The organism is Rhizobium sp. P1_E1, assembly GCF_056406015.1.
This window is the reverse complement of record NZ_JBFUAY010000071.1, coordinates 1-26,903: the sequence shown is the minus strand read 5'-3', so window position 1 is coordinate 26,903 and position 26,903 is coordinate 1. Positions and strand designations below refer to the sequence as shown.

At 61.2% G+C, this 26,903-nt stretch carries 25 protein-coding genes; 8 read left to right on the top strand and 17 right to left on the bottom strand.

Annotated elements, in window-relative coordinates; all coding sequences use genetic code 11:
- Together mnmA and AC1D1Z_RS21720 are read right to left on the bottom strand one after the other, a co-directional pair.
- The coding region (gene mnmA, locus AC1D1Z_RS21725; RefSeq protein WP_477851661.1) for a tRNA 2-thiouridine(34) synthase MnmA at positions 1–715 on the bottom strand (715 nt) is incomplete at its 3' end.
- A gap of 449 nt (positions 716–1,164) precedes the next feature.
- On the bottom strand, positions 1,165–3,318 hold the full coding sequence (locus tag AC1D1Z_RS21720; RefSeq protein ID WP_130652992.1) for a putative bifunctional diguanylate cyclase/phosphodiesterase: 2,154 nt from the start codon (positions 3,316–3,318) through the stop codon (positions 1,165–1,167).
- Between the two features lie 163 nt (positions 3,319–3,481).
- Between AC1D1Z_RS21720 and AC1D1Z_RS21715 the strand changes: the two genes are divergently transcribed.
- Complete coding sequence (locus AC1D1Z_RS21715) at positions 3,482–3,745, top strand: hypothetical protein (RefSeq protein ID WP_018068984.1); 264 nt, start codon at positions 3,482–3,484, stop codon at positions 3,743–3,745.
- A gap of 157 nt (positions 3,746–3,902) precedes the next feature.
- Here the strand turns inward: AC1D1Z_RS21715 and serA are convergent, their stop codons facing one another.
- From serA to ybgC, 15 genes are all read right to left on the bottom strand, one after another.
- The gene (gene serA, locus AC1D1Z_RS21710; RefSeq protein WP_003542699.1) at positions 3,903–5,498 is read right to left on the bottom strand and encodes a phosphoglycerate dehydrogenase; all 1,596 of its coding nucleotides are present in this window, start codon (positions 5,496–5,498) and stop codon (positions 3,903–3,905) included.
- 83 nt (positions 5,499–5,581) lie between these two features.
- A complete protein-coding gene (locus tag AC1D1Z_RS21705) occupies positions 5,582–6,760 on the bottom strand; it encodes a phosphoserine transaminase (RefSeq protein WP_047622671.1) in 1,179 nt (392 codons plus the stop codon).
- Between the two features lie 190 nt (positions 6,761–6,950).
- A complete protein-coding gene (locus AC1D1Z_RS21700) occupies positions 6,951–7,787 on the bottom strand; it encodes an outer membrane protein (RefSeq protein ID WP_032980655.1) in 837 nt (278 codons plus the stop codon).
- A gap of 297 nt (positions 7,788–8,084) precedes the next feature.
- A complete protein-coding gene (locus tag AC1D1Z_RS21695; protein WP_018243432.1) occupies positions 8,085–8,324 on the bottom strand; it encodes a hypothetical protein in 240 nt (79 codons plus the stop codon).
- A 307-nt stretch (positions 8,325–8,631) separates the two neighbouring features.
- Complete coding sequence (glmM, locus tag AC1D1Z_RS21690; protein ID WP_018068990.1) at positions 8,632–9,984, bottom strand: phosphoglucosamine mutase; 1,353 nt, start codon at positions 9,982–9,984, stop codon at positions 8,632–8,634.
- A 241-nt stretch (positions 9,985–10,225) separates the two neighbouring features.
- Positions 10,226–12,157, bottom strand: coding sequence for an ATP-dependent zinc metalloprotease FtsH (ftsH, locus tag AC1D1Z_RS21685; protein WP_477851660.1), 1,932 nt, complete (start codon positions 12,155–12,157; stop codon positions 10,226–10,228).
- A gap of 96 nt (positions 12,158–12,253) precedes the next feature.
- Positions 12,254–13,657, bottom strand: a complete 1,404-nt coding sequence (gene tilS / locus AC1D1Z_RS21680) for a tRNA lysidine(34) synthetase TilS (protein ID WP_130652993.1) — start codon at positions 13,655–13,657, stop codon at positions 12,254–12,256.
- An 11-nt stretch (positions 13,658–13,668) separates the two neighbouring features.
- Positions 13,669–14,658 (bottom strand): tol-pal system protein YbgF, encoded by a 990-nt coding sequence (gene ybgF, locus AC1D1Z_RS21675; RefSeq protein WP_130652994.1) that lies wholly within the window; start codon positions 14,656–14,658, stop codon positions 13,669–13,671.
- Positions 14,659–14,821: 163 nt separating this feature from the next.
- Positions 14,822–15,355: a peptidoglycan-associated lipoprotein Pal gene (gene pal / locus AC1D1Z_RS21670; RefSeq protein ID WP_018243435.1), complete on the bottom strand. Its 534-nt coding sequence runs from the start codon at positions 15,353–15,355 to the stop codon at positions 14,822–14,824.
- A gap of 153 nt (positions 15,356–15,508) precedes the next feature.
- Complete coding sequence (tolB, locus tag AC1D1Z_RS21665; RefSeq protein ID WP_130652995.1) at positions 15,509–16,819, bottom strand: Tol-Pal system beta propeller repeat protein TolB; 1,311 nt, start codon at positions 16,817–16,819, stop codon at positions 15,509–15,511.
- 20 nt (positions 16,820–16,839) lie between these two features.
- Positions 16,840–17,256, bottom strand: a complete 417-nt coding sequence (locus AC1D1Z_RS21660) for a hypothetical protein (RefSeq protein WP_130652996.1) — start codon at positions 17,254–17,256, stop codon at positions 16,840–16,842.
- Complete coding sequence (locus AC1D1Z_RS21655; protein ID WP_477851659.1) at positions 17,257–18,396, bottom strand: hypothetical protein; 1,140 nt, start codon at positions 18,394–18,396, stop codon at positions 17,257–17,259.
- An 8-nt stretch (positions 18,397–18,404) separates the two neighbouring features.
- Positions 18,405–18,860 carry a protein TolR gene (tolR, locus tag AC1D1Z_RS21650; protein ID WP_003542730.1) on the bottom strand — a complete coding sequence of 152 codons (456 nt, stop codon included), beginning with the start codon at positions 18,858–18,860 and terminating at the stop codon, positions 18,405–18,407.
- Between the two features lie 18 nt (positions 18,861–18,878).
- Positions 18,879–19,598: a protein TolQ gene (gene tolQ, locus AC1D1Z_RS21645; RefSeq protein WP_130652998.1), complete on the bottom strand. Its 720-nt coding sequence runs from the start codon at positions 19,596–19,598 to the stop codon at positions 18,879–18,881.
- Positions 19,599–19,973: 375 nt separating this feature from the next.
- Positions 19,974–20,429 carry a tol-pal system-associated acyl-CoA thioesterase gene (gene ybgC, locus AC1D1Z_RS21640; protein ID WP_018243438.1) on the bottom strand — a complete coding sequence of 152 codons (456 nt, stop codon included), beginning with the start codon at positions 20,427–20,429 and terminating at the stop codon, positions 19,974–19,976.
- A gap of 119 nt (positions 20,430–20,548) precedes the next feature.
- On the opposite strand from ybgC, the gene AC1D1Z_RS21635 reads away from it, so the two are divergent.
- The 7 genes from AC1D1Z_RS21635 to AC1D1Z_RS21605 all read left to right on the top strand — a co-directional run bounded on the left by AC1D1Z_RS21635 (position 20,549) and on the right by AC1D1Z_RS21605 (position 26,836).
- The gene (locus AC1D1Z_RS21635; RefSeq protein WP_018243439.1) at positions 20,549–21,769 is read left to right on the top strand and encodes an NAD-dependent epimerase/dehydratase family protein; all 1,221 of its coding nucleotides are present in this window, start codon (positions 20,549–20,551) and stop codon (positions 21,767–21,769) included.
- A 10-nt stretch (positions 21,770–21,779) separates the two neighbouring features.
- Positions 21,780–22,616: a glycosyltransferase gene (locus tag AC1D1Z_RS21630; protein ID WP_477851658.1), complete on the top strand. Its 837-nt coding sequence runs from the start codon at positions 21,780–21,782 to the stop codon at positions 22,614–22,616.
- On the top strand, positions 22,613–23,530 hold the full coding sequence (locus AC1D1Z_RS21625; RefSeq protein WP_130653000.1) for an NAD-dependent epimerase/dehydratase family protein: 918 nt from the start codon (positions 22,613–22,615) through the stop codon (positions 23,528–23,530). Before AC1D1Z_RS21630 ends, AC1D1Z_RS21625 begins: the two co-directional genes overlap by 4 nt.
- Positions 23,531–23,589: 59 nt before the next feature.
- The gene (locus AC1D1Z_RS21620) at positions 23,590–24,297 is read left to right on the top strand and encodes an AAA family ATPase (RefSeq protein ID WP_130653001.1); all 708 of its coding nucleotides are present in this window, start codon (positions 23,590–23,592) and stop codon (positions 24,295–24,297) included.
- 118 nt (positions 24,298–24,415) lie between these two features.
- Entirely contained in the window at positions 24,416–25,003 is a 588-nt protein-coding gene (locus AC1D1Z_RS21615; RefSeq protein WP_018243443.1) for a 5-formyltetrahydrofolate cyclo-ligase, read from the top strand.
- Between the two features lie 3 nt (positions 25,004–25,006).
- Complete coding sequence (locus AC1D1Z_RS21610; protein ID WP_011653409.1) at positions 25,007–25,831, top strand: TIGR00282 family metallophosphoesterase; 825 nt, start codon at positions 25,007–25,009, stop codon at positions 25,829–25,831.
- A 162-nt stretch (positions 25,832–25,993) separates the two neighbouring features.
- Positions 25,994–26,836, top strand: coding sequence for an MBL fold metallo-hydrolase (locus AC1D1Z_RS21605; RefSeq protein WP_477851657.1), 843 nt, complete (start codon positions 25,994–25,996; stop codon positions 26,834–26,836).
- The last annotated feature ends 67 nt before the right edge of the window (positions 26,837–26,903 follow it).

Below are 26,903 nucleotides of genomic sequence, written 5' to 3'. Positions count from 1 at the left end.
GGACGATCTCGCCGGCGAGCGCCGCATTCGGCTTCAGCTTGGTGATGACGTCGGAATATTTGCCCTGCGGCACGAAGCAGATGTCCTGGCTGTCGGCCTTCTTGGCAACGACGAGGCCCATCTCTTCGGCAAGCCTGCGGGTCTCGGCCTTCGGCAGTCCGCCCAGGGGAAAGCGGAGATAATTGATCTGTTCCTGCGTCGTGGCGAAGAGGAAATAGCTCTGGTCGCGGTCGGCATCGGCCGGGCGGAAAAGCGCGCGGCGGCCGGGATTTTCGGGCGAAGGGTTCGGTCCCGAGCGGATATAGTGGCCGGTCGCCAGTGCATCGGCACCGAGCTCCTTGGCGGTCGCCAGAAGATCGGCGAATTTGACGGTCTGGTTGCAGGAAACGCAAGGGATCGGCGTTTCGCCCGCCACATAGCTTTCGGCGAAGGGGTTGATCACGGTCTCGCGAAATCGCTTTTCATAATCGAGCACGTAATGCGGGATGCCGAGTGTTTCGCAAACGCGGCGCGCATCGTCGATATCCTGGCCGGCGCAGCAGGAGCCGGCGCGGTGAACAGCGGCGCCATGATCGTAAAGCTGCAGCGTAATGCCGAGCACGTCGTAACCCTGCTGTTTGAGAAGGCCAGCGACAACGGATGAATCGACGCCGCCCGACATGGCGACGACGACACGGGTCTCTTCCGGCTTCTTGTCAAAATCCAGTGTGTTCAACGATGGTGCCAATTCTGCGCGGTCACGATCCGCCCTTGCGCTGCAATTGCGGCGGATTGCTGATCTCCGGCGGGATCGGCCGCCGTCTCTCGATGAGGCACCGATATAGAAAGGATTGTCCTTGGGCGCAAGGGGCAGCCTTCGGGTACCGATATTTCGCATTCCCGCGTGAAGAGAAGGCGCAGCCAAAGCCGCGCCTTGGAAGCGGGGGGTGCAGCTCAGGTGCCGATCAGCTTGTTGCAGGCGAATGCAATGCCCGGATTGGCGATGATGGCGGTTACGAGCGCCAGTCCGATCATCGAGAATGAAAAGCGTTTCATAAACATCCTCCTTTCCAGCCCACGACAATTATGCGGCTTCGCCCACCTTTCTCAAAATGACGAATGCTTGATGGGATCCGGCGGCACGCATTTCCTCGGACGCCACTCCCAGCTGTCGCTTAAACGACTCTATCTGCGTGACGAAGCCGCCTTCAGAGCGCGGCCGTGGATCAGCGCCTCTGCCTCGTGCTGCGGCATCGGCCGGCCGAGCAGATAGCCCTGCACCTCACTGAAACCTTCGGCGCGCAGCTTCTGCAACTGCTCTTCCGTCTCGATCCCTTCGGCCAGCGTCGTCGCGTTGAAGCCGGAACCGATGCCGACGACGGCGCGCACGATGGCGAGATTGCCGGCATCCGTCTCAATGCCCGAAACGAAGCTACGGTCGAGCTTGATCTTGTCGAAGGGGAAGGACCTGAGATAGCTCAGCGACGAATAACCGGTGCCGAAATCGTCGATGGCGATGCGAACACCGAGCTCCTTCAATGCGCGCAGCCGCGGCAGGCTTTGGTCGGCATCAGTCAGGAATACGGACTCGGTGATTTCGATTTCAAGCCGGTCGGCATTGAGGCCCGTCTCGTCGAGCGCCGCGACCACGGTCGAAAGCAGGCTCACATGCCGAAACTGGCTGACGGAGAGATTAACGGCGATCCTCAGATGCGCGGGCCAGCCGGCGGCCGCGCGGCAGGCTTCCCGGATCACCCAGTCGCCGATCGGCACGATGAGGCCGGTCTCCTCGGCGAGCGGAATGAATTCCATCGGCGCCACCAGCCCGCGCTTGGGATGGCGCCAGCGGATCAGCGCCTCGAAGCCGCCGATGCCGTCATTATCGAGCTGCACGATCGGCTGGTAGTGCAGTTCGAACTGGCGCTTCTCCAGCGCCTCCCACAGTTCGGCGGTCATCACGTGCCGGCGCTCGGCGGCAAGCCGCATCTCCGCCTCGTAGAAGCGATAGGTCGACCGCCCGCTCTCCTTGGCGGCATAGAGCGCCAGATCCGCATGCCGCATCAGCACGTCCGCGTCGCCGGCATGATCCGGCGCCAAGGCGATGCCGATGCTGCAGGTGACATGCTCCCGGGCGCCGTCGAGATCGAAGGCACGGCTGAGCGCCTTGAGCAGCCGTTGCGCAAAACGCCCGGCCCGCTCCGGCTCGTCGAGCTCCAGTACGACGGCGAATTCGTCGCCGCCGAGGCGGGCGACGAGATCGCCCTCCTCCGCCAGCTGCAGCAGCCGCTCCGATACTTGGCAAAGCAGCGCGTCGCCGGCGGCATGTCCCTTGCTGTCGTTGATATGCTTGAAGTGATCGACGTCGATATAAAGCAATGCGATCGGGCTGTCGGCGGTCGCCTCGACCGCCCGCCGGTTGATATGTTTGGAAAATGCCGCCCGGTTCGGCAGGCCGGTGAGCGGATCATGCATGGCGAGATGGGCAAGCTTTGCCTCGACGGAGCGCTCCTCCGTCACGTCCTGCGAGATGCCGAGCAGATAACGCGGCGCTTGGCCCTCCGGCGTCGGCAGGGCGCGCTTGACGGTGCGCAGGAGGCGCGGCACACCATCGGCGCGCAGCATGCTCTCCTCGAAGCTGATCGCCGTATTGGCTTCGAAGGCCCGGCGATCCTGCTCGCGGAAGGCGTCTGTCTGACTGGGGGGAAACAGCGCCCGGTCGGTTCGGCCGACCACGTGCTCGGCCCTCATGCCCACAATGTCGCCGCAGGCCTCGTTGAAGAGAACGTAAAGCCCGTCCGCTTCCATGTCCTTGACGAAGACGCCGACCGGCAGGTTGTCGACGATGCTGTCGAGAAGCGAGCGCGTATCGCTGATCTGGCGTCTGGCGGCATTGACCTCGGTGCGGTCCTGCACGATCGCCAGGATTGCCGCTCGGCCCTCGAAACGCACTTCTCGGCCATAGGTCAGCACTTCGAAGGTCTCACCACTTGCCTTGAGGTGAACCCAACGCTCCGCCTTTTCCATGTCGGTACGGCCGCTGACGGCGTCGACCATCCGTTCCCGCTCATGCTCAGGGCGGATATCCAGAACCGTCATGCGCCGGTATTCGTCCGCGCCGTAGCCGTAAAGTGCTGCCGCCGCCTCGTTGACGATAAGAAAGCGCAGCGATGCCGGATCATAGACCCACATCGGCGACGGATGCGTTGCAAACAATGACCGGAAGTCGTCGTTCAATGCTTCGGTCTGCTCGGTCTTCTGCAAGGGGGCCATGGAAATTCGCGTGCGGTTGATGCCGATGCCAGGGATATACCGAGAAAAGTTAAATAAAATCAGAATCATACTTAGGGTTAAACTTTAGGCTTCCGCCTTCAGAATGTGCAAAGCGGCGGCCTGCTGTCACGATCTCGGTTCTCGATAAAATAATTTTGGCGTCCTGGAACAATTCCGTCGATCGTGCGTTGCGGGTGATCGATGTCGCATTCGAATTGCTGAGGAGGGTTTCATGGGCAGGTTCGGCACGACGACGGATTACAGCAGAATCAGACATTGGATCGAGGCGCGCGGAGGCCATCCCGCCCGAATCAAGAACGCACCGGACAGCGAAACCGTCCGCGTCGATTTTTCCTCGGAACCGGAAGAGATTTCCTGGGACGAATTCTTTCAGGGCCTCGACGGCAGCAGGCTCGCCTTCCTTCACCGCACGAAGGCTGAAGACGATGTCGCCCGTTTCGGCAAAATCCTCCGCCGGAAACGCCGGCACCACTAATGCATGTCGCCCAAACGTGTGCATCGGTTTTGGGACCACGACATGGATCAAAAAAAGATTTAAAGCGCGACGCGCATTAAGATTCATCGGTTCCTGACACGAAAAAACCCGGCGCCGTTTCCGGCGCCGGGTTTTTCATTTCCTCGGGAGGAAAAACTCAGTCGATATTGAAGGTCAGCGGCTTTGCCTGGCGAACCGCCTGGTGGGCGGTCAACTCAGCAAGCACGGCGTCATCAACCTTGCCGTCGACATAGAGCAGCGCGATGGCGTCGCCGCCCTGCTTGTCACGGCCGAGCTGGAAGTTGGCGATGTTGACGCCGGCAGCACCAAGCGTCGTGCCGATGAAGCCGATCATGCCGGGAACGTCGGTATTGGTGATGTAAATCATGTGCGAGCCGACATCGGCATCGAGGTTGATACCCTTGATCTGGATGAAGCGCGGCTTGCCGTCCGAAAACACCGTGCCGGCGACCGAGCGCGTCATGCTTTCGGTGGTCACCGTCAACTTGATGTAGCCGTCGAAGACGCCGGTTTTGTCGCGCTTGACCTCGGAAAGCACGATGCCCTTTTCCTTGATCATGATCGGCGCCGAAACCATGTTGACGTCGGCGACCTGCGGACGGATGAGGCCGGCGAGCACAGCACTCGTCAGCGCCCGCGTGTTCATGTTGGCGGTGATGCCGTCATAGAGGATTTCGATTTCCTTGATCGGCTCTTCGGTGACCTGGCCGACGAAGGCGCCGAGAACATCGGCAAGGCGGATGAAGGGCTTCAGGATCGGCGCTTCCTCCGCCGTGATCGACGGCATGTTGATAGCGTTGGAGACCGCACCATTGACGAGGTAATCCGCCATCTGTTCAGCCACCTGCAAAGCGACGTTCTCCTGCGCCTCGGTCGTCGAGGCGCCAAGATGCGGCGTGCAGACGACGTTCGGCAGGCCGAAGAGCGGGCTTTCCTTGGCGGGCTCGACCTCGAACACGTCGAAGGCGGCACCCGCGACATGGCCCGACTTGATTGCTTCGGCAAGCGCTGCCTCATCGACCAGGCCACCGCGGGCGCAGTTGATGATGCGCACGCCGGGCTTGGTCTTTGCCAGCGCTTCCTTGTTGAGGATGCCGCGCGTCTTGTCGGTCATCGGCACATGCAGCGTGATGAAATCGGCCCTGGCGAAAAGCTCTTCAAGTTCGACTTTGGTGACGCCCATCTCCTCGGCGCGCTCCTTGGACAGGAACGGATCGTAAGCGACGACGTGCATCTTGAGGCCGATGGCGCGGGCACAGACGATCGAGCCGATATTGCCGGCGCCGATGACGCCGAGCGTCTTGCCGGTGATCTCGACGCCCATGAACTTCGACTTCTCCCACTTGCCGGCCTGCGTCGAGGTATCGGCTGCCGGAAGCTGGCGGGCGACGGCGAACATCAGCGCGATCGCGTGTTCGGCTGTCGTGATCGAGTTGCCGAAGGGCGTGTTCATGACGATGATCCCGCGGCGCGAGGCGGCCGGGATATCGACATTGTCGACGCCGATGCCGGCACGGCCGACGACCTTGAGGTTCGTCGCCCCCTCGATGATCTTTTCCGTCACCTTGGTGGCAGAGCGGATGGCCAGGCCATCGTACTTGCCGATGACTTCGAGCAGACGGTCTTTGTCCTTGCCGAGCTGCGGTTCGAAATCGACTTCGACGCCGCGGTCGCGGAAGATCTGGACGGCGGTTTCCGACAATTCGTCGGATACGAGAACGCGAGGTGCCATGAGGGCCTCCTTCAAAAGTGTTCAGCGATGAATGAATCAGGAATGCTGGGCTCCGCCCTATGGCGGAGCCGGATGCGATCACCTCAGGCGGCAGCCTGATTAAGCTGCGCCTTCTGCGTCTCGAAGGCCCAGGAAAGCCAGGGCATCAGCTTCTGCATGTCGGATGCCTCGATCGTGGCGCCGGCCCAGATGCGCAGGCCGGACGGCGCGTCGCGGTAATGGCCGACGTCATAGGCGACACCTTCCTTTTCCAGGAGGCCGACCAGACCCTTGGCGAAATTCGCCTGGCCGTCGTCATCGAGGGCTGCGATGTCCTTATCGACGATCTTCAGGCAAACGGAGGTGTTGGAGGCCGTTTCCGCCTTGACGGCGAGATTGGCGATCCAGTCGTTTGCCGCAACGAAATCGTGGATGACCTTGGCATTGGCATCGGCACGCGCGATCAGCCCCTTGAGGCCGCCGAGTTGCTTGGCCCAGACAAGCGCATCGATATAGTCCTCGACGCAGAGCATCGACGGCGTGTTGATCGTCTCGCCCTGGAAGATGCCTTCGGTCAGCTTGCCGCCCGAGGTCATGCGGAAGATTTTCGGCAGCGGCCAGGCCGGCGTGTAGGTGACCAGACGCTCGACGGCGCGCGGCGAAAGAATGATGACGCCGTGCGCACCCTCGCCGCCCAGAACCTTCTGCCAGGAGAAGGTGACGACATCGAGCTTGGCGAAATCGAGTTCCTGTGCGAAAGCCGCCGAAGTGGCGTCGCAGATCGTCAGGCCCTTGCGGTCGGCCGGGATGAAATCGGCATTCGGAACGCGCACGCCTGAGGTTGTGCCGTTCCAGGTGAAGACGACGTCGCGGTCGAAATCGACGGCGGAGAGATCGGGAAGCTCGCCGTAACCGGCTTCGAGCTTGCGCACATCCTTGAGCTTCAGCTGCTTGACGACATCGGTGACCCAGCCGGCGCCGAAGCTTTCCCAGGCGAGCATGTCGACGCCACGTTCGCCGAGCAGCGACCAGAGCGCCATTTCGACGGCCCCGGTGTCGGACGCCGGAACGATGCCGATGCGGTAGTCCGCCGGCACTTCAAGAATTTCACGGGTAAGGTCGATGGCCTGCTTGAGCTTGGCCTTGCCGACCTTCGCGCGGTGCGAACGGCCAAGGGCCGCGTCGGAAAGGGCTTCGAGCGACCAACCGGGGCGCTTCGAGCAAGGGCCAGAAGAGAAATGGGTATTGTGCGGACGGATGTCCGGCTTTGCGGTCTTCGCCATGATGCTATCCTCTCAGATAGAAAGCCCTTCGTTGGGGAAGGGTGTCCCGCCGCCGTGTGTATGGATCCGACACGTCATAGTCAAGATCGAAGTGTCGCGGGCGGAACATATTTTGACGCAGGGCGGTAGGGCGGCCACAATGCAAAAAGCCGCCCGGTTGGGGGCGGCTTCTGGCGTCAGGCGATCAAATTTACTTGTAGACAGGCTGCTGCAGCGGGATTTCCGGCGGTGGTTCATAGCTCGCCTGGGCGCAGCCGCCGAAGAGATAACGGGCGCCGACGCGAGCTTCGTGGGCGCTGAGACCCTTGTCGCGGCCCGGGCCGCCATTTTCGGCATAGCCGAACATGTTGCCGCCATCGATATGCAGGTAACGGTAGCCGACATCGGCCTTGATGTTGCAGGTCACGTCGATCGAAGCGCCGGCCATGAGGGCGTAGGTGAAGCGCCAGTTGCCCTTGCCGCCGTGGGTGACCTGGTCGTCGCAGAAGCTGCCGTCATCGGCGCAGGCGACGTTGCGCAGGTTCTTCCATTTCACATAGGAACCACCGATACCGGCGCCGACATAAGGCGTGACGTAGCCGTAGGTGCCGAGATCGACATAGGCGTTGGCGAGCAGCGTATAGGCTGTCAGCGAGGAGCGGTCGCTCGAGGTGCAGTCCACCAGAGGAAAGCCGCACTGCCCGACTGTCGAGCCCTTGAAATCTGCCTGGGTGAGATAGTCGAAGGTCAGATCGGTGCGCAGATAGCTGTTGATCTGATAACCGACACCGCCGCCGATGGTCCATGCATCATCCAGATCGGCGTCGTCGAAATCGACTTCCGTTGCGTTGCTGCCCTGGAAATAGCGGGCGCCGCGCAGATCGGTGAAGGCATAGCCGACATCGCCGCGCAGGTACCAGCCGGTCGCTTCGGTGACCGTCACCTCAGGCGGCTGCTCCGGGATAGGCTCGGCAGGGGCGAGGTCCGCGGAATAGGCGTTTGTCGCGATCAACAATGCGGCGAAGATGCCGGACAAGCTTCTTTTCATGGATCCCACTCCAAAATCCGTTGCGTCGGCAGGCTCAGTCGCTGCCAATCTGGTACGCTTCGTATGGATAATGAATGGGAAACGTTAAAAGCTGCTTAACTATAAATAGGAAGAAACGTTAAGAGAAAGATTGGCAGCAAGTTCCTCGACATGGTGAAGGTCGGCCGAAGGCTGGCAGCCGCCGCACTTGCCGAAGACCGCCAGCTGCAACGCCATGAAGTCCGCTGCTGTCAAATGGTTAAGTCGGTTACCTTCGCCGTCAGATGGATCGGCTGCTCCACTCGGCGAATCCTGCTGTTACTTCCATTGCGTCGCGTTTTCGGCGGCGCAGCCGTACGGTGGCAAGGAGGTGCCAAAGGTCGTTTTCAGCTGGGCACAGCCCCAGGCATTGATCGGGCCTGGCATGGCATTGTTGAGCGTGATGCCGATTTCATCGTAAGGGCTGTCGGTGTTGCTGATGTAGCGATACCACCGGAAACCAGTAAAGACGACGAATGCGAGAGCGATCGTCAGCAGCAGGCGCACCAGTTTTTTCATGATATTTCCTTTGAATGCAAACGCCGCCGTGTAGCATCCGCGTGTGGCGGTTGACAGCGCTGTCGCCAAAGATATCGGCAGATTTCCGCGGACGCCGCCTCAGTGCTCACCGCGCCCGACATCGTGCAGTTGCCGACGCTTGCTCCCTACCGGAAGCCAAGCTGGCAATTCATTGACATGTTGTCTTCGGAAGGGCGGAAACGGTTTCGGCGGGAAGTCCATCCGGAGTGGATCTTCGAACCGAAGGCGCCAACAGCGAAAAAGCCGGCACCTACGTACCGGCTTTTGAAATTTCGTCCCTAAAAAATCAGGCGGCGGTCCGGACGTTCGAGATCGTGCCGATCAGCTCGTTGACGATGCGCTCGATCTGGGCGCGGTCGTCGCCCTCGGCCATGACGCGGATCAGCGGCTCGGTGCCCGAAGGGCGGATGACGAGGCGGCCGTTCCTGGCCAGTTCGGCTTCGGCATCGGCGATCGCCTTCTGCACCTGGATATCCTCCAGCGGCTTGCCGCCACTGATGCGGACATTGCGCAGGAGCTGCGGCACCGGCTCGAAGCGACGGCAGACCTCGCTGACGGTCCGGCCGGTGCGCTTGACCGCGGCCAGGATCTGCAGCGCCGCGACGAGACCGTCGCCGGTCGTGCCGTAATCCGAAAGCACGATATGGCCGGACTGCTCGCCGCCGACATTGTAATTGTGTTGGCGCATATGCTCGACGACGTAGCGGTCGCCGACCCGCGTGCGGGCAAGCGCCATGCCGCGCTCGTCGAGGAAGCGCTCGAGGCCGAGATTGGACATGACGGTGGCGACGATACCGTTGCCGCGCAGTTGCTGGCTCTCGGCCCAGCTCTCGGCGATAACGGCCATCAGCTGGTCGCCGTCGACGATCGAGCCGTTTTCATCGACGATGATGACGCGGTCGGCATCGCCATCGAGCGCTATGCCGATATCGGCGCGCACCTCGTCGACCTTTTTCTGCAGCGCGACGGGGCTGGTGGAGCCGCAATTGAGATTGATGTTGGTGCCGTTCGGCTCGTTGCCGATTGTGACGACCTCGGCGCCGAGCTCCCAGAGCACGGCGGGTGCCACCTTGTAGGCAGCACCATTGGCGCAATCGATCGCGATCCTCAGACCCTGCAGCGTCACGTCGCGCGGCAGCGTGCGCTTGGCATGTTCGATATAGCGGTCATGCACCCCGTCGACGCGTTTGGCGCGGCCGATATCATCGGATTTGGCAAGCTGGGCATTCAGATCCTTTTCGAGCAGATCCTCGATCTCGGCCTCGATGTCGTCGGACAGCTTGTAACCGTCAGGGCCGAAGAGCTTGATGCCGTTATCCTCGTATGGATTGTGCGACGCCGAGATCATCACGCCGAGATCGGCGCGCAGCGAGCGCGTCAGCATGGCAACAGCTGGTGTCGGGATCGGGCCGAGAATGAAGGCGTCGAGGCCGGCAGCCGTGAAGCCCGCGACCATGGCGTTCTCAAGCATATAGCCGGAAAGGCGCGTATCCTTGCCGATAACGACGCGATGGCGATGGTTGCCGCGGCGGAAGATCGTACCGGCGGCAATGCCGACCCGCATGGCGAGATCCGGCGTCATCGGGAAGACATTGGATTGGCCGCGAATGCCGTCCGTACCGAAATAGCGTCTTTTCATCTGCACTCCTGCGCTTTCCGCGCGCCATTCAAGGCAGCGCACCGTTCCAAGCGAATCCGGCTTCAGTGGAATGTCGTCAATCCACGAGCGTGATTCATGCTTGCCTCAATTCAGCGGAATGCCACAAAATGCGGCGATCAGCACGTAAATTAGCAAGAAAAATGATTATATCCCGTTACCAATAGAAAAGGCCGGATCTCCCACTTCGGAAATCCGGCCTTGTTCGGATTGGTGCCGCTGTTCAATGCGGCTGCGGTTCGAGGCCGCCTTCGGGCTCGTCACCCTTGGTGGCTGGCCGTGCGCCGGCCTTCGGAACGGCCGAGCCGCGGCTCGGCGGCGAATCATCGCCGAGATCGCGAGAAGGCTTTTCACCGCGGATCAGCGCCTTGATCTCTTCGCCGGTCAGCGTCTCGTATTCGAGCAGACCTTCGGCAAGAGCGACGAATTCGTCGTGCTTTTCCGTCAGGATCGTGCGGGCCTGGGTATAGGCCTCGTCGATCAGGCGGCGCACTTCATTGTCGATCTTCTGCGCGGTTGCTTCCGAAACATTCTTCGACTGCGAAACCGAGTGGCCGAGGAAGACTTCCTGCTGGTTCTCGCCATAGGCGACCTGACCGAGCTGGTCGGAGAAGCCCCACTGCGTGACCATGGCGCGGGCAAGCTTGGTGGCCTGCTCGATGTCGGAAGAGGCACCCGACGTGATGTTCTCTTTGCCGAAGGTGAGCTCCTCGGCAACGCGGCCGCCCATCATGATGCAGAGGCGCGAAACCATCCACTTGTAGCTCATCGAGTAGCGATCGCCCTCGGGAAGCTGCATGACCATGCCGAGCGCACGGCCGCGCGGAATGATCGTCGCCTTGTGCAGTGGATCGGCGACGGCGACATTGAGCGCGGTGATGGCGTGACCGGCCTCATGGTAAGCGGTGAGCTTCTTTTCCGCCTCGGTCATCGCCGAGGAACGGCGCTCGGCGCCCATCATGATCTTGTCTTTGGCGTCTTCGAATTCCTGCATGGTGACGACGCGCTTATTACGGCGGGCGGCCATCAGAGCGGCTTCGTTGACAAGGTTCATCAGGTCGGCGCCGGAGAAACCGGGTGTGCCGCGGGCGAGAATCTTGAGATCGACATTCGGCGCCAGCGGAACGTTGCGCGCATGCACCTTGAGGATACGCTCGCGGCCGACGATGTCGGGGTTCGGCACGACGACCTGACGGTCGAAACGGCCGGGACGCAGCAGCGCAGGATCGAGCACGTCGGGGCGGTTGGTGGCGGCGATCAGGATCACGCCTTCATTCGCCTCGAAGCCGTCCATTTCGACCAGCAGCTGGTTCAGCGTCTGCTCGCGTTCGTCATTGCCGCCGCCGAGACCGGCGCCGCGATGGCGGCCGACGGCATCGATTTCGTCGATGAAGATGATGCAGGGCGCATTCTTCTTCGCCTGCTCGAACATATCGCGCACGCGGCTTGCGCCGACGCCGACGAACATTTCGACGAAGTCGGAGCCCGAAATGGTGAAGAAGGGCACATTGGCTTCGCCGGCGACCGAGCGGGCGAGCAGCGTCTTGCCGGTGCCCGGAGGGCCGACGAGCAGCACGYCACGCGGGATCTTGCCGCCAAGACGCTGGAACTTCTGCGGATCACGCAGGAATTCGACGATTTCCTCGAGATCCTGCTTGGCCTCGTCGACACCGGCGACGTCTTCGAAAGTCACGCGGCCATGCGCTTCAGTCAAAAGCTTGGCCTTGGACTTGCCGAAGCCCATCGCGCCGCGTGAGCCGCCTTGCATCTGCCGCATGAAGAACAGCCAGACGCCGAGAATCAGAAGCATCGGCAAAAGCGTGCCGAGATAGCTGAGGAAACCCGAAGAGCCGTCCGTTTCAGGACGGGCGGAAACCAGGACATTCTTCGATTGCAGGCGATCGAGCAGACTATCGTCGATCACAGGTGAATAGGTCTGGAAGGTGGTGCCATTTTCAACATAGCTTCCGGAGAGACGGTTGCCCGTCACCACGACATCCTTCACGCGGCCCGCATCGACCTCACGCAGAAACTGCGAATAAGGGATTTCGCGGGAGCCCGTCTGCGCCGGCGCCGTCTGAAACATACTGAAAAGGGCGATCAGCAGAAGCGCTATGATCGCCCACAAGGCGAAATTACGTAAGTTAGGGTTCATTGAACTCCCCAGCATGGAACAGCCGCCTCATGGCGACCGTCTTATTCGTTTCTAACATAGGGTTGCGCCGTGCCGTTGCCAAGGCGATCCCCCAAGTCAGATGGTTTTTCCGTCAATACTTCTTAAAGGCAGCCTCGCATAGGGCGCCGTCGCGAAAACCGCCGAAAGCCTATTGGCAAAGATGAAGTCAAATCGTGTCAAAAAGCGGTCGAAGGGTGCGAAATAGGGTGTTCGTTCGACCATGCGGGCGGATTCCTCAGATAAAAGGCTCTCTTCGGCGGATAATACCGGCGCCGAAGCGATAGCGCGCTTCCATGCGCTCTTGGGAAAGCGCTGCATATACTCCGTCATTCCTGTGCTCGTCACCGGAATCCAGGCACCGCGCGTCTGCGCGGTGATTGGCTCAATAAAGCGTGATGTGTCTTGCGCGTGTGCAGCAGCGGCCTGGATTTCAATTGATGCGGCCGACCCATTGCGCGCATAAAACCTGCCATCCCAAACCCCGGCCTCGCCCGGGCGCAATGCCAGCGGCGATATCCCCCGGTTCTCGCGCGCCAGATAGAGCCCGTCATGCCGCAGATCGAACACTACCCTGCCGGCGGTCATGCGTCCCGGCTTGCTGCCGGTGGCAAATGCAAGGATACGCTCCATATGCCCCCTCCCCGGCGCAAACGGCTGCCCACCGAAAACGGCTGCCAGACGGGCGAGTACATAGTCGAGGACTGCGCGATCCTGCCGCAACCCGTCAGGCATCACCTGCCCGAGCAGACCGCTGTGAAGCCGGAAATGACGATCCAGCCATTCGGCTCCTCTGGACGACAGTGCCAGGCGCTCCTCCCAGGCCGCGCTGATATCCTTCTCCATGCCTACATCGGCCGAAAGCTGCCTGCGCATCCGCACACGCTCGTACGTTATATCCTCGTTGCTGGGATCGTCGATCCACGGCACGCCCCGCTCTTTCAGGAAAGCGCGGATATCCGCCCGGGTGGAAAAAAGAAGCGGACGTAAAATCCAGAAACGCCGGTCAAAGAGCACTGCATCTGCAATACCGGTCGAAACCTGCTCTGTTCGCATCCCACGCATCTGCAGTGTTTCGCGCTGGTCGTCGAGTGTATGCCCCGTGACGATGAGATCGGCTTTGAAGTCTGTGGCGGCGGTCGCAAGCAAGCCATAACGTGCCTCTCGGGCCGCAGCCATGATGCCGGTTTTCGGCTTGTCGCCCTGCCAGATCATGATGGTGTGGGGAATGTCGAGCGATGCGCAGAGGGCTGCGACTTCACGCGCCTCGTCTGCGGAGCCGGCGCGCAACGCATGATCGACGGTCGCAGCGCAAAGCGAAATCTTGAGATGGGGCACGGCCTTTACGGCTTGATCGAGAAGAAGAAGCAGGCCGATGGAATCGCTGCCGCCTGATATCGCGACGAGAATGCGCGCAGGGCTTTGAAGCGACGTGAGAAACTGGAGGATCGCCAGTTGAGGCGATGTTGCTTCCGGAGACATTCCGGAAGACCTTAGCAGGCGAGGCGCTTCTGTTCGCTCGCAACCTTGCTTATGACGGCACGCGACGCCTTCGGATAACGCTTCGACACTTCGCGCAGTGTCGCACAGGCCGTCTCGGTATTGTCGAGGGCGGCAAGCGACATGCCGAGCTTCAGCAGCATTTCCGGCGCCTTTTCCGATGTACCGTATTTCTGGTGCGCATTGAGGAAGGTCTTGGCCGCCTCATTGTACTTACCCTGCGAATAAAGAGCTTCGCCGAGCCAGAAATTGGCGTCCGCCGACCGCGCGCTGCTCGGGTAGCGGGTGATATACTGCGTGAATTCCTGTTCGGCCGTGCTGTAATCGCCGGACAGCACGTGGCCATAGGCGGCCTTGTACTGGTCGGCTTCGCTGCCGAGCGAGGCGGTCTGCTGCGGCGTTTTGGTGTTGGCATCGGGAATCGGCCCGGAACCGATTGTGGCATTTTCGTCGACGCTTCCACCGATCGGATTGCCGCTCTGATCGAAATCGATCGAGCCGAGCTCCTTCGGCGGCTGGCCGAGGCCGCCATTCTCCGGCACGCTGGTGGAGGGAGCCGTTTCGGCTCCCTGCGGTGCTTGAATTACCTTGGCGATGTCGTCGCCGCCGGAGGCGGCCGGAGCGGCATCGGTCTCGCTCTTCTTGACAGGAGCCTTGGTGGCACCTCCGGCGCCGCCCGTCTTTTCGAGCTGCTGGAAGCGGAATTCATTGTCTTCCTGCTGTTTGCGGATCGTCTCCTGCATCTGCAGAAGCTGAAAGCTCATCTCTTCGATCCGGCCGTTCAACTGCCGCAGTTGCTCTTCGAGCTGCTGCACGCGGACCTCCGCGTCGCCGCTCTGCACCTTGACAACAGGCGGCGCCGCCTGGTTTTCCGCGGATCGGCCGCCGAGATGTAGCCCGAAGAACGAGGCGGAATAGGCCGCTCGTTCGCTTCCGGTCACAGCCGCGAGGCACAGCATGCCTGCCACGACAAGTTTCTTCATATGTATCGTCCTGTCCCAGTGATTCTTCGCACCTCGATGGCACGAACAGGAGATTTTTCCAATTGCTTTCAAAAAGCAACGGAGTCTGGCCAAAGTGTGGTCAAAAAGAAAAGGCGGCCCCTGATGGGACCGCCCGTCGAAAAAGCGAATTGTTGCTCGGCAATTACATGCCGGCGCCGCCAAGCACGGTAACCGCGCGGCGGTTCTGCGACCAGCAGGAAATATCGTCGCAGACGGCGACCGGACGTTCCTTGCCGTAGGAAATCGTCTTCAGGCGCTGCGCCGGGACGCCGCGCGAAGCGAGATAGTCCTTGGCGGCAGCCGCACGGCGGGCGCCGAGCGCGAGGTTATACTCGCGCGTGCCGCGTTCGTCGGCATGGCCTTCGACGGTGATCTGGTAGTTCGGGTAGCGGGCGAGCCACTGGGCCTGACGGTCGAGCGTCTGCGAAGCATCGGCGCGGATCGACGAGGAGTCGGTATCGAAGAAGATGCGGTCGCCGACATTGACCGTGAAGTCCTGGGCAGAGCCCGGCGTTGCAGCCCCACCAGCACCGGTGCCGAGGCCGAGGTCGCCGGCGCTGTTCGGCGGCTTCTTGGCGCAGCTTGCGAGCGCGAGACCGGCGATAAGCGCGATCATGACGGGGTTGCGGGCGAAATTCTGCATGCGGCTCATTGCCGGGGTATGAATTCGGCTCATGGCCGGTCTCCTTGCGATTTCATCAGGGTTTCCGGACAGTAACCGCACTCGGTTAACCGCCCCTCAAAGATTATGGTTAACGATTTACTGATTTGTCCCGTAGCCGCCCGGTTTCCATGACTTTGGGGCGACATGAAGGCGGCAGTGCATCGCCTACTCCAGAAGCGGTGACCAGGCCGGGTCGGAACCGTAGGTCGGCGTCTTCACAAGCTGCTCGTTGTAACCGGTCAGATCGATCGAATAGAGCTGCGGACCGCCCGACCCTGCCGCCTGGCGGAAGAACATCAGGACGCGGCCGTTCGGCGCCCAGGTCGGGCCCTCATTGTGGAAGCCGGTCGTCAGGATGCGTTCGCCCGAACCATCCGGCTTCATCACGCCGATCGAGAATTTGCCGCCGGCCTGTTTGGTGAAGGCGATGAGATCGCCGCGCGGCGACCAGACCGGCGTCGAATAGGATCCGTCGCCGAAGGAAATGCGGGTCTGGCCGGAGCCATCGGCATTCATCACGTAGATCTGCGGCTTTCCGCCGCGGTCGCTTTCGAAGCTGACACGCGCTCCGTCAGGCGAATAGGAGGGCGATGTGTCGATCGCAGCCGTCGAGGTCAACCGCGTCGTCGTGCGCGAGCGCAGGTCCATCGTATAGATGTTGGAATTGCCTTCCTGCTGCAGGCTCATGATCACCTTCTGTCCGTCCGGCGAAAAGCGCGGCGAGAAGGTCATGCCCGGGAAATTGCCGACGACCTCGCGCTGCCCGGTTTCGAGCTGCAGCAGGTAGACGCGCGGCTGCTGGTTGGCAAAGGACATGTAGGTGACTTCCTGCCGGCTCGGCGAGAAGCGCGGTGTCAGAACGAGATCGCTGCCATCGGTCAGCATGCGGATGTTGAAGCCGTCCTGGTCCATGATCGCCAGCTGGCGCTTGCGCTGCTGCTTGGTGCCGGATTCCGAGACGAAGACGACGCGAGTGTCGAAATAGCCTTCCTCACCGGTGATCTGCTTATAGATCGCATCGGCGATGATGTGGGCAACACGCCGCCAGTTCTCAGGCTGGGTATAGAACTGCTGCCCGGTCATCTGCTGGCCGGCAAACGGGTCCCAGAGACGGAATTCGGCACGAAGGCGGCCATCGGCTTCCTGGGTGACCCGACCGGTGACCAGCGCCTGGGCATTGATGACCTTCCAGTCTTCGAAACGCGGCGCGGCATCGGGGTTCGTTATCTTCTCGATGAAGGCGGTCTTGCTGATCGGGGCAAACAAGCCGGAGCGCTGCAGGTCGGCAGCGATGACCTGGGAGACCTGCGCACCCATATCACCCTGCAGAAAGTCGGTCACCGCAATCGGCAGCGGTTGGACGTTACCCTTTCGGATGTCGAGGGTGACGAGCGCATTGGCCGGCGTCGCGAAGACGGCAGCGGTCATCAGACCGGCTGCGACCAAAATGGCGCGGAAAAAAGAACACTTTGTCATACCAAACAGCCTTTCAGCATCTATGGAGTCGGATCGCTGGGTGGTTTGAAGCGCAGGACGACTTCTTTCCAGGATTCGTATTTTTCTTTCGGAAGCATGGTGAATGGCGATGCACGCAGCACCGCGCGGAGAGCCGCAGCCGACAGGCTTTTCCGATCCGCTTCGCTGCCGCCCGCGGCTGTTACCTCGGGCGAACCAACGATCGCGCCGGTCTTATCGAGCCTCATGTGGACCTTGATTACGATTTCACCGCTCCCCGCACGCCCGGGAGGAACATTGAAATAACGAGTGACTGCTTGATGCAGGTCCATGATCGCTTTGTCGGAAATCACCGCGTTGGCTGGCTGTGCCGACGCCTGAGAAGCACAGACCAGAATCGCGCCGAGCACGATGACGGCTGCAAAAGACTGGTTGCCATGGGACAGGTCCGTCAGCATCTAGATTCCCATGCTGCTTGGATCGAAGTTAAGCTCGACCTCATTCCAGGCGTCATACTTGTCCTTCGGAAGCGTCGAGAAGGGTGCAGACTTCATGACAGCTCTATAAGCACCGCCTTCCAACGCGCGGCGTGTAGAGTCGCTGCTGCTGCCGCCCGACGACTCGACTTTCGGCTGGCCGATAATGTTGCCGTCTTTGTCGAGCTTCATGTGCACTTTGATGACCATGCCGGAAAGGCCTTCCATTCCGGGCGTCACAAGCCAATTACCCTCGATCAAGCTGCGCATCGCATCTTCTTCGCTTTGGCTGAGTTTCGAGCCACCATTGCTCTTCTTCGCACCCAGCGATGCCTCCTGGGTCGAGCGCTTCGCACCGCCTGCGGAAGGATCGGTTTTGTTCAGCAACGCCGCAACCTCATCGGCATTGAAATCGCTTTTCATCGACGAAGCCGATTTCGCCATTTCCTGCTTCTGATCGGCCTTCTTCTTGTCAGTCGGCTTCTCGGCGGTCTTCGGCTGGTCCGGGGTTTTTTCCGGCGGCTTTTCGGCGGGTTTCTGTGGTTCCGGCGGCTTCACCTGCGGTTTGGCGACAGGCGTGGGCACATTGTCCGGCAGCGCCTCGGCATCGGGCTTCGGCGGTTCCTCAGGCTTGGCCTGCTCTTCCGGCGGTTTTTCCTCAGGCTTCGGCGGCGTCACTTCGACAGGCTTCGGCGGTGGAATGGAGGCGACCTGCTTCGGCTGCTCGACTTCCGTTTCCTCCTTGACGATATCCTTGACATCGTTCGGGACCGGATCGGTCTTCGGCATCGGCTTTTCGCTCGAATTCGCTGCGGCCGCTTCGCTATTGCTGGGCTTGGCGTTCGGGACCGGCGGCGTCTTCAGGTCGACATTGTTGTCGCCGGCATTCTCGGCCGGCTGTGCGATCGGCGGCCGTGTCGTAGGCACGGGCGCGGAAGTCTCCTTCTTCGGAGCCTTCTTGTCGCCTTGCTGCATCTGCGTAATGGACTCAACCGGCACGAGATCGACCGGCATCGCCTCGAAATCCTCTACCTTGAAGGATTCCGGAGCGCCAAGCGACACCATCGCCCAGGTGAGCACCAGGCCGTGCAAAACAGCAGATGTGATGACACTGGCCTTCATTTTGCGCGCTATTGGTCCTTCTTCTGCTGCGTCACCAGGCCGATATTCTTGAAGCCTGCACCCTGAATACGGGCCATGACGTCGGCGATGACGCCGTAGGGCGCTGTTGCGTCACCGCGCACGAAGATACGTTCGTTATAACCGGTGGTGGCGATCGCCTCGAGCTTGGCGGCGATCTCCGCCGCCGGGATCGGTGTTTCCTGCAGGAACACCTCGCCGTCGTTCTTGACGGAGATGGTGATCGGCTGCGTCTCGGAATTCAGCGCCTTGGCCTGCGTTTCCGGCAGGTCGATCGGCACGCCGACGGTCATCATCGGTGCCGCGACCATGAAGATGATCAAAAGCACCAGCATGACGTCGACGAGCGGCGTCACGTTAATTTCGGAAATCACGGCCCTGTTCCGACCGCCGCGACGGCGGCGTCCGCCGCCTCCGCCGCCATTGCCTCCAACAGCCATACCCATGTGAGAATACTCCGTTGGTTACTGAGCGGCAGCGCGAGGCTGCAGTTTCTCGTCGATCTGGCGCGAAAGTATGGCGGAGAATTCATCCGCGAAACCTTCCATTCGACCCGAGAGCTTGCCGGCATCGGCAGAGAACTTGTTGTAGGCGATAACTGCCGGGATAGCGGCGACGAGGCCGATCGCAGTGGCAAGCAGCGCTTCGGCGATACCGGGCGCGACGACCGCAAGGTTGGTCGACTTCGAACCGGCGATTGCCTGGAACGAGGTCATGATGCCGACGACTGTGCCGAACAGACCGATGAACGGACCGGCCGAGCCGATGGTCGCGAGCGATCCAAGGCGGGCGCCGAGAAATTCGGTCTCACGGGCGAGCGTCACGTCCATCGCACGGTCGATACGCATCTGCAGGCCGATCGGCGAGCGGGCGCCGCGTTCGAAGGATTTCTTCCACTCCCGCATGGCGGCCACGAAGATCGCCGCCAGACCGGTATTGTTGCGTTCCGACAGCGAGCGATAGAGTTCTTCCAGCGACTGGCCCGACCAGAACACCTGCTCGAACTTGTCGAACTGGCGTCGTGCGCGGCCATAGGCCAGGTATTTGTCGATGACGATAGCCCACGTCCACACCGAGGCTGCGATGAGCCCGAGCATCACGAGCTTGACGACGATGCCGGCCTGCATGAAAAGCGACCAGAGGCTGACGTCCGTCGTTCCTGCTGCCAATCCTACTTGTTCCATTGATCCAAAATCCCCGAATCCAAACGCCCGGTGCTGGACCGGGCGGCACAAACTGATCTCGCAAGAAGTGTCCGGCGGCCGCCGCCCAAAGCCCTGGTCAAACTTCCAAGCTCATCTTCCGCCTTCTTGCCGTCAAATTTGGTCAAAGGAAGGCGTGCACCGCACAAACTCCGACTTTCCCAGTAAGACACCATTATGGTTAATAGATCGTTAGTGCCGGACTGTGACAGTAAGCCTGTATTTGGAAGATTTCGTTCCATGGATTACTTGACCGGAGCAAGGTCCGGCTGCCGAAAGAGCGCTCATCCTGCGGCGCGGGAATTCCTTCACATAAAGTTCAAGTTTTGACAAGGTCCGATTTTTCGGCAATTCGGCCTATAGCGGCATGCTGCCTTCCAGGAATTTCGCTGCCAGTGTTTCCGGCAACCGCCTTGGCCGCCCCCGGGCGTTGATGACGGCGATGATCACCTTGGCGGCGATCAGCAGCGTCTCGCCCGAGCGGATCTGCTGATTGAGCACCATCTTGGCGCCGCCGGCTTTCTCTGTGTGTGTCAGGATCGTCAGCACATCGTCCATGCGCGCCGGGCTTTTGAAGTCGATCTCCATGCGGTGGACAACGAAAACGAGGCCCTCCTCATCGGCGCTGACGAGTTCGCGCTGCTCGACGCCGAGGCAGCGCAGATAATCGGTACGCCCGCGCTCCAGGAAATGCAGGTAGCGGGCGTGATAGACCAGGCCGGAAAAGTCAGTATCTTCATAATAGACCCGCTGAACGAGGCGGTGTCCGGCCTCCGTCAGCTCTCCCGAAATGGAAAAAGGGCGTTCCGTCATAATTTTCTCCAAACTCAGGTGCCCTGTTTGGCGCAACACTTCCCGACAGGCAAGCATTGAATGATTGTCACAATTCCTAACTATTCCCGATAATGAGCGACCAATCAGGAGACGATGTGATGAAGATTGCGGTTATGGGCGGAGACGGTTTCATTGGTTGGCCAACCTCGCTGCATCTCTCCGATGCCGGTCACGACATCCATATCCTCGACAATCTCTCCCGCCGCTGGATCGACACCGAACTTGGCGTTCAGTCGCTGACCCCGATGGATTCGATCCAGGAGCGCACCCGCATCTGGCATGCCGAAACCGGACGCCGCATCCACTTCAATCTGATCGATCTCGCCAAGGATTACGAACTCCTGAAAAACTGGCTTTCCGAACACCGCCCGGATGCCGTCATCCATTTCGCCGAACAGCGGGCCGCACCCTATTCGATGAAGAGCGACCGCCACAAGAACTACACCGTCAACAACAATGTCAGCGCCACGCACAACCTGCTGAACGCGCTGACGGAACTCAATCTCGATGCCCATCTCATCCATCTCGGCACCATGGGCGTCTACGGCTATTCGACGGTCGGCGCGGCGATCCCCGAAGGTTACCTGCCGGTCGGCATCGAAACTTCAGGTGGCGAGACGGTCAACCAGGAAATCCTCTACCCCTCCAATCCCGGCTCGATCTATCACATGACCAAGTGCCTGGATCAGCTTCTCTTCCAGTTCTATGCAAAGAATGATGGCCTGAGGGTCACCGATCTGCACCAGGGCATCGTCTGGGGCACACATACCGAGCAGACGCGCCGCCATGCGCAGCTGATCAACCGTTTCGACTACGACGGCGATTACGGCACGGTGCTGAATCGCTTCCTCATCCAGGCGGCAATCGGCTACCCGCTGACGGTGCACGGCACCGGTGGTCAGACCCGTGCCTTCATCCATATCCAGGATTCCGTGCGCTGCATCGAACTGGCGCTGAAAAATCCGCCGGCGCGCGGCGCCCGCGTCGAGATCTTCAACCAGATGACGGAAACCCACCGGGTGCGCGACCTCGCCGAGATGATCGCCAGGATGAGCGGCGCCAACATTGCCTGGTTGCCCAACCCGCGCAAGGAAGCCGCAGAGAACGAGTTGATCGTCCGGAACGAAAAATTCCGCGATCTCGGCCTCGACCCGATCACGCTGGAAGCGGGCCTGCTCGGCGAAATCGTCGACGTCGCCAAGAAATTCGCCTATCGCGTCGACCGCGCCCGCGTTCCGGCCGTCTCCGCCTGGACCAAGGACATCGCCGCGACGATCAATCACGATCCGGAAGGCAAGCGGCTGAAATCCGTCTCGTGAGTCCCGCAATATGACGAGCGCCAGCGGCATCCCCGCCCGTTTCGCTTATGTCACACTCGTCACCAATGCCGACTACGCCATGGGCGCAACCGCGCTTGCCCGCTCCTTGCGCCGAACCGGCACCGGGGCTGACATCGTCATTCTCCACACCGCCGGCGTCGATGCGGCCGCTCTTTTGCCCCTGACAGCACTCGACTGCCGCCTGATCGCGGTCGAGCATCTGCCGCTGTCTGCGGCCTTCAACGAACGCCATGCGCGCGGCCAGCTCCATTCGACAGCCCCTTTCACCAAGGGTCGCAAACCGGATTTCCATTCACCGCTCGACAATTTCTGCAAGCTCAGGCTCTGGCAGCTCGTCGAATACCAGCGCTGCGTCTTCATCGATGCCGACGCCCTCGTGTTGAAAAACGTCGACAGGCTCTTCCTCTATCCGGAATTGTCAGCCGCCCCCAATGTCTACGAAAGCCTCGCCGACTTCCGCCRCATGAATTCCGGTGTCTTCGTCGCGACGCCCTCGCATGACACATTCCGGCACATGCTCGAAAGGCTCGACAGGCGGGACGCCTTCTGGCGGCGCACCGATCAGACCTTTCTCGAGACGTTCTTCCCGGATTGGCACGGCCTGCCGGTTTATTTCAACATGCTGCAATATGTATGGTTCACCATGCCGGAGCTTTGGGACTGGAAGAGCATTTCGATCCTGCACTACCAGTATGAAAAACCGTGGGAAAAGGATCATCCCAAGGCAGCGCGACTACAACCTTTGATCGATCTGTGGCACCGTTTCCACGATGGCGGCGATGTGCCTGAGATCTCGGCGCTGGACAATCCGGAAGGGGCAGCATGAAGGTACTGGTATCGGGTGGAACGGGTCTCGTCGGCCGGTATGTCGTCGAGGAACTGCTGGCCGCCGGATATCAGGTGATCGTCGGCGGGCGCCGCGCGCCGCTGCCTCGCCTCTTCTCCCGCCCGGTCGAGTTCGCGGCGCTTTCGCTCGATCCCGACAAGGATCAGATCGACGTCTTCGACGACGCCTACTTCTTCGTCCACGCCGCCTTCAGCCATGTTCCGGGCAAATATCGTGGCGGCGAGGGCGACGATCCGAAGACCTTCCACAGGTTGAACCTCGATGGCACCGTCCGGCTTTTCGAAGCCGCCAAACGCGCCGGCACGCGCCGCTGCGTCTTCCTGTCCAGCCGCGCCGCCTATGGCGAACATCCCGAGGGAACCGAACTGACGGAGACGATGCTGGCCAAGCCAGAAACACTTTACGGCCAGGTCAAGCTCGATGCCGAACGCGCGCTTGACCACCTCTCCACGCCGGGTTTTGCCGGCGTAAGCTTGAGGGCAACCGGCGTCTATGGCGATCTCTCGCCGAACAAATGGGACGGCCTCATCGCCGATTACCTCGCCGGCCGGCCGGTTGTTGCCCGTCGGGGAACGGAAGTTCACGGCCGCGACCTCGGTCGGGCGGTAAGGCTGATGCTGGAGACGGAAAGCACCCGCATCTCCGGCGAGGTCTTCAACGTCTCGGACATCTCGGTCGACACGCGCGATATCCTTTCGCCCATCCGCCGCGAGACGGGCTGTCGGCACACGCTGCCGGCCCCTGCCGATAGCGCTGCGCTCAATCCCATGAGCACTGCGAAAATCCGCACACTCGGCTGGGCACCCGGCGGAGCGCCTCTGTTCGAGGAGACGATGCAGCAGCTGGCTGCTGCGCTGCCGAAATCCCCAAGACACAGGTCCACGCAAGTCTGACGTTGCAGAATGCCCCGAATTGCAATCGGGGGCCCGAATTAAAAATCGGGGGATTGTCCATGCAGGTCGCAACCACGTCTGCCTCCATCATCTTGCGCGGCACGTCTTCGACGGCAGCCATTTCAGTCGCCGGAAGCGAGACCGATCAAGGCGTGCTGAAGCTGCAGCGCGCCACCCAGGCGCTGCAGCAGATGCGCCAGACCTTGGCGAACTCGGGAGACGAGGCCAAGGCGAAGGCGCAACGCAAGCTCGAAGAAGCAAAACAGCAATTGGAGATGCTCCGCAGCTCCAACATGGCTCCTGAGGTGGTCGCCCGGTTGGCCGCCGAACTGGCGCGCAAGGTCGGCGCGGCCGCCTCCGAATTCGCATCGGCTGTCGCGACCGGCAGCCCGGCAACAGCGGTTTCGATGGATGCAGCCACGGGTGCTGCGGCCGTCGCAACCAGCGGGGCCGATGCTGCGCTGACGGATAGCGCAGGAGAAACTGCGGCCGGCGAGACCGGCTCGCAGGAACCGGACGCTGCCACCAACGCCCGCAACGCCTATGCGAGCGTCGCTGAGGATGCCCCGAAATTTTCGGGCATTTCGGCCGATGATCGCGAAACGATGGAAGAGTTCAAGGCGGTGGTGCGCGAACTCAAGCAAGTGCTCGAAAAGGCGATGCGCGAGTTGCGGCAGCAAGACCGGCAGGCCGGAGCCAATGCCGTTGCTGATATGGCAGGCTTCTCCATCGGCGCCGCGACAATACCGACAAGCATCGTCATCTAACGATCCGCAGCCGCCTGCGGACGAGGCGTGAAACGCGCGTGATACCGTCGCATCCGGCATTTGCATCGGACATCCAGCCGTCTATGCTCGAGTAAATCTCTCAGAACCGGCAGATCGAATGACCGCGAAAGAATTGAAAGCGCAGCTGCGCAACGAACGGCTGTCCGCACGCGACGCCATCCCCGCCGAGAAACGCGCCTCCAAAAGCCTCGCAATGGCCGAACATGCCGGCGAGGCCGTCGGTTTTGCGCTGGGTACGATCGTCTCCGGCTTCCTACCGATCCGTTCGGAAGCCGATCTCAGGCCGCTGATGGCGCGCTTTGCCGTGCGTGGGGCGCGGCTCTGCGTACCGGCGATCCTCGACCGGCAGACCATCGTCTTTCGCGAGCTGGCGGAAGGTGCGCCCCTCGTTGACACCGGTTTCGGCACGGTCGGCCCCGGCGCAGATGCCGCCATTCTTGATCCCGAGATCATGCTGGTGCCGCTTTCGGCCTTCGATATCAGCGGCCACCGCATCGGCTACGGCGCCGGCCACTACGACCGCGCCATCAGCCGGCTGAGGCAAAAAGGCCTGCATCCGAAGCTGATCGGCATTGCATTCGACTGCCAGGAAGTGGCACATGTGCCCGCTGAGCCGCACGACATAAGCCTGGATGCCATCCTGACAGAAAGCGGCCTTCGCTTTTTTGCCTCTTGGATTGGATAGGGAATGCGGCTGCTTTTTCTGGGTGACATGGTCGGCAAGACGGGACGCACGGCGGTCTGGGACCGTCTTCCCGGCCTGGTTTCCGACCTCAAGCTCGATTTCGTCATCGTCAACGGCGAGAATGCCGCCGGCGGCTTCGGCATCACTGAGGACATCTTTCTCGAAACAATCAATGCCGGCGCCGATGTGGTGACGACAGGCAACCACGTCTGGGACCAGAAGGAAGCCGTCGCTTTTGCCGGCCGGCACGATCAGTTCCTGCGTCCCGCCAACTATCCCCAAGGCACGCCCGGCCGTGGCTCCGGCCTTTTCTATGCCAGAAACGGCGCGCGCGTGCTCGTCGCCAACGTCATGGGCCGGGTCTTCATGCATCCCGAACTCGACGACCCCTTCAAATCGGCGGAGGTCATCCTCGACGCCTGCCCGCTGAAGGAGCAGGCCGATGCGATCATCTTCGATTTCCATGCCGAGGCGACCAGCGAGAAGCAGTGTTTCGGCCATTTCGTCGACGGCCGCGCCAGCTTCGTCGTCGGCACCCACACGCATGTACCGACGGCCGACGCACAGATCCTGAACGGCGGCACCGCCTATATGTCGGATGCCGGCATGTGCGGCGACTACGACTCCTCTCTCGGCATGGACAAGGAGGAGCCGCTCAACCGCTTCATCTCCAAGATGCCAAAGGGCCGCATGGAAGCCGCGAACGGCCCCGCGACGATCTGCGGCGTCGGCGTGGAGATCTCGGATACGACAGGACTTGCAGAAAAGATCGCGCCGCTCCGGCTCGGACCGCGGCTGGCCGAAACGGTGCCGGAGTTCTGGCGGTAACAGGCGACAGGCGGCCGTCCAACACGCAATTGTGAGGACCCGCCGTCTGGACCCCTGCGGCCTCATGCCGCATCCTCCCCGCCACTCGGGTATAACCCCAAATCGGAATCGATTTTCCGGGTTATGCGCCGGTTGAAGGTGATAGAGCGCCGGAGGAGTGGCATGAAGCCGCAATATCTTATCCTCGCTATCGCATCCCTTGCGGCCTTCGCAGCGCCCGATCTTGCCGCGGCACAAGAGCAGCGGCCGCCGGTCAGCCAGTGCCAGGCGATCGCGCAAACCATCCCCAAGGCGACCTTAGCAAGCTTTTCCGGCGCCCCGCTGATGCCTGCCGTCTCCGAGGGCGAGGACGTCAAACTGACCTTCCTCGGCCATTCCACCTTCGAGATCGAGACCCCGGGCGGCATCGTCATCGCGACAGACTATAATGGCTGGTACAGGCCGGCGACGATGCCCGATGTCGTGACCATGAACAAAGCGCACACGACCCACTATACCCTGACCCCCGATCCCGGCATCAAGCACGTGCTGCATGGGTGGAGCGACATTCCGGGCGAAAAGGCCAACATCAATCTCGTCGTCGGCGATGCCTATATCCGCAACGTTACGACGGATATCCGCTTCAGCTACGGCCTCGGCGGCGCGCATGAGAACGGCAACTCCATATTTATCTTCGAGATCGCCGGCCTGTGCATCGGCCATCTCGGCCACCTGCACTACGAGCTGACAGATGCCCATTATACCGAGATCGGCCGCCTCGACGTCGTCATGGTCCCCGTCGACGGTGGCCTGACGATGGGCGCTGACAGCATGAGCCGCGTCATCAGGCGGCTACGCTCGTCGTTGATCCTGCCGATGCACCGACGCGGCCCGCCAGTCGAAGCCTTCGTCTCGATGTTCGGCAAGGATTTCGACGTCGGCAATGCGCCCGATGCCAGTATCACCGTCTCCATGCGCACTCTGCCGAAAAAGCCGCTGATCTATGTACTGAAGGGCGTGCAGTAAAAGGCCCGGCGGTTTTCCTTCTACAGCGCCGCGCGTCTTTTCAGACGCGCAAAGGACGCTGTAGCAC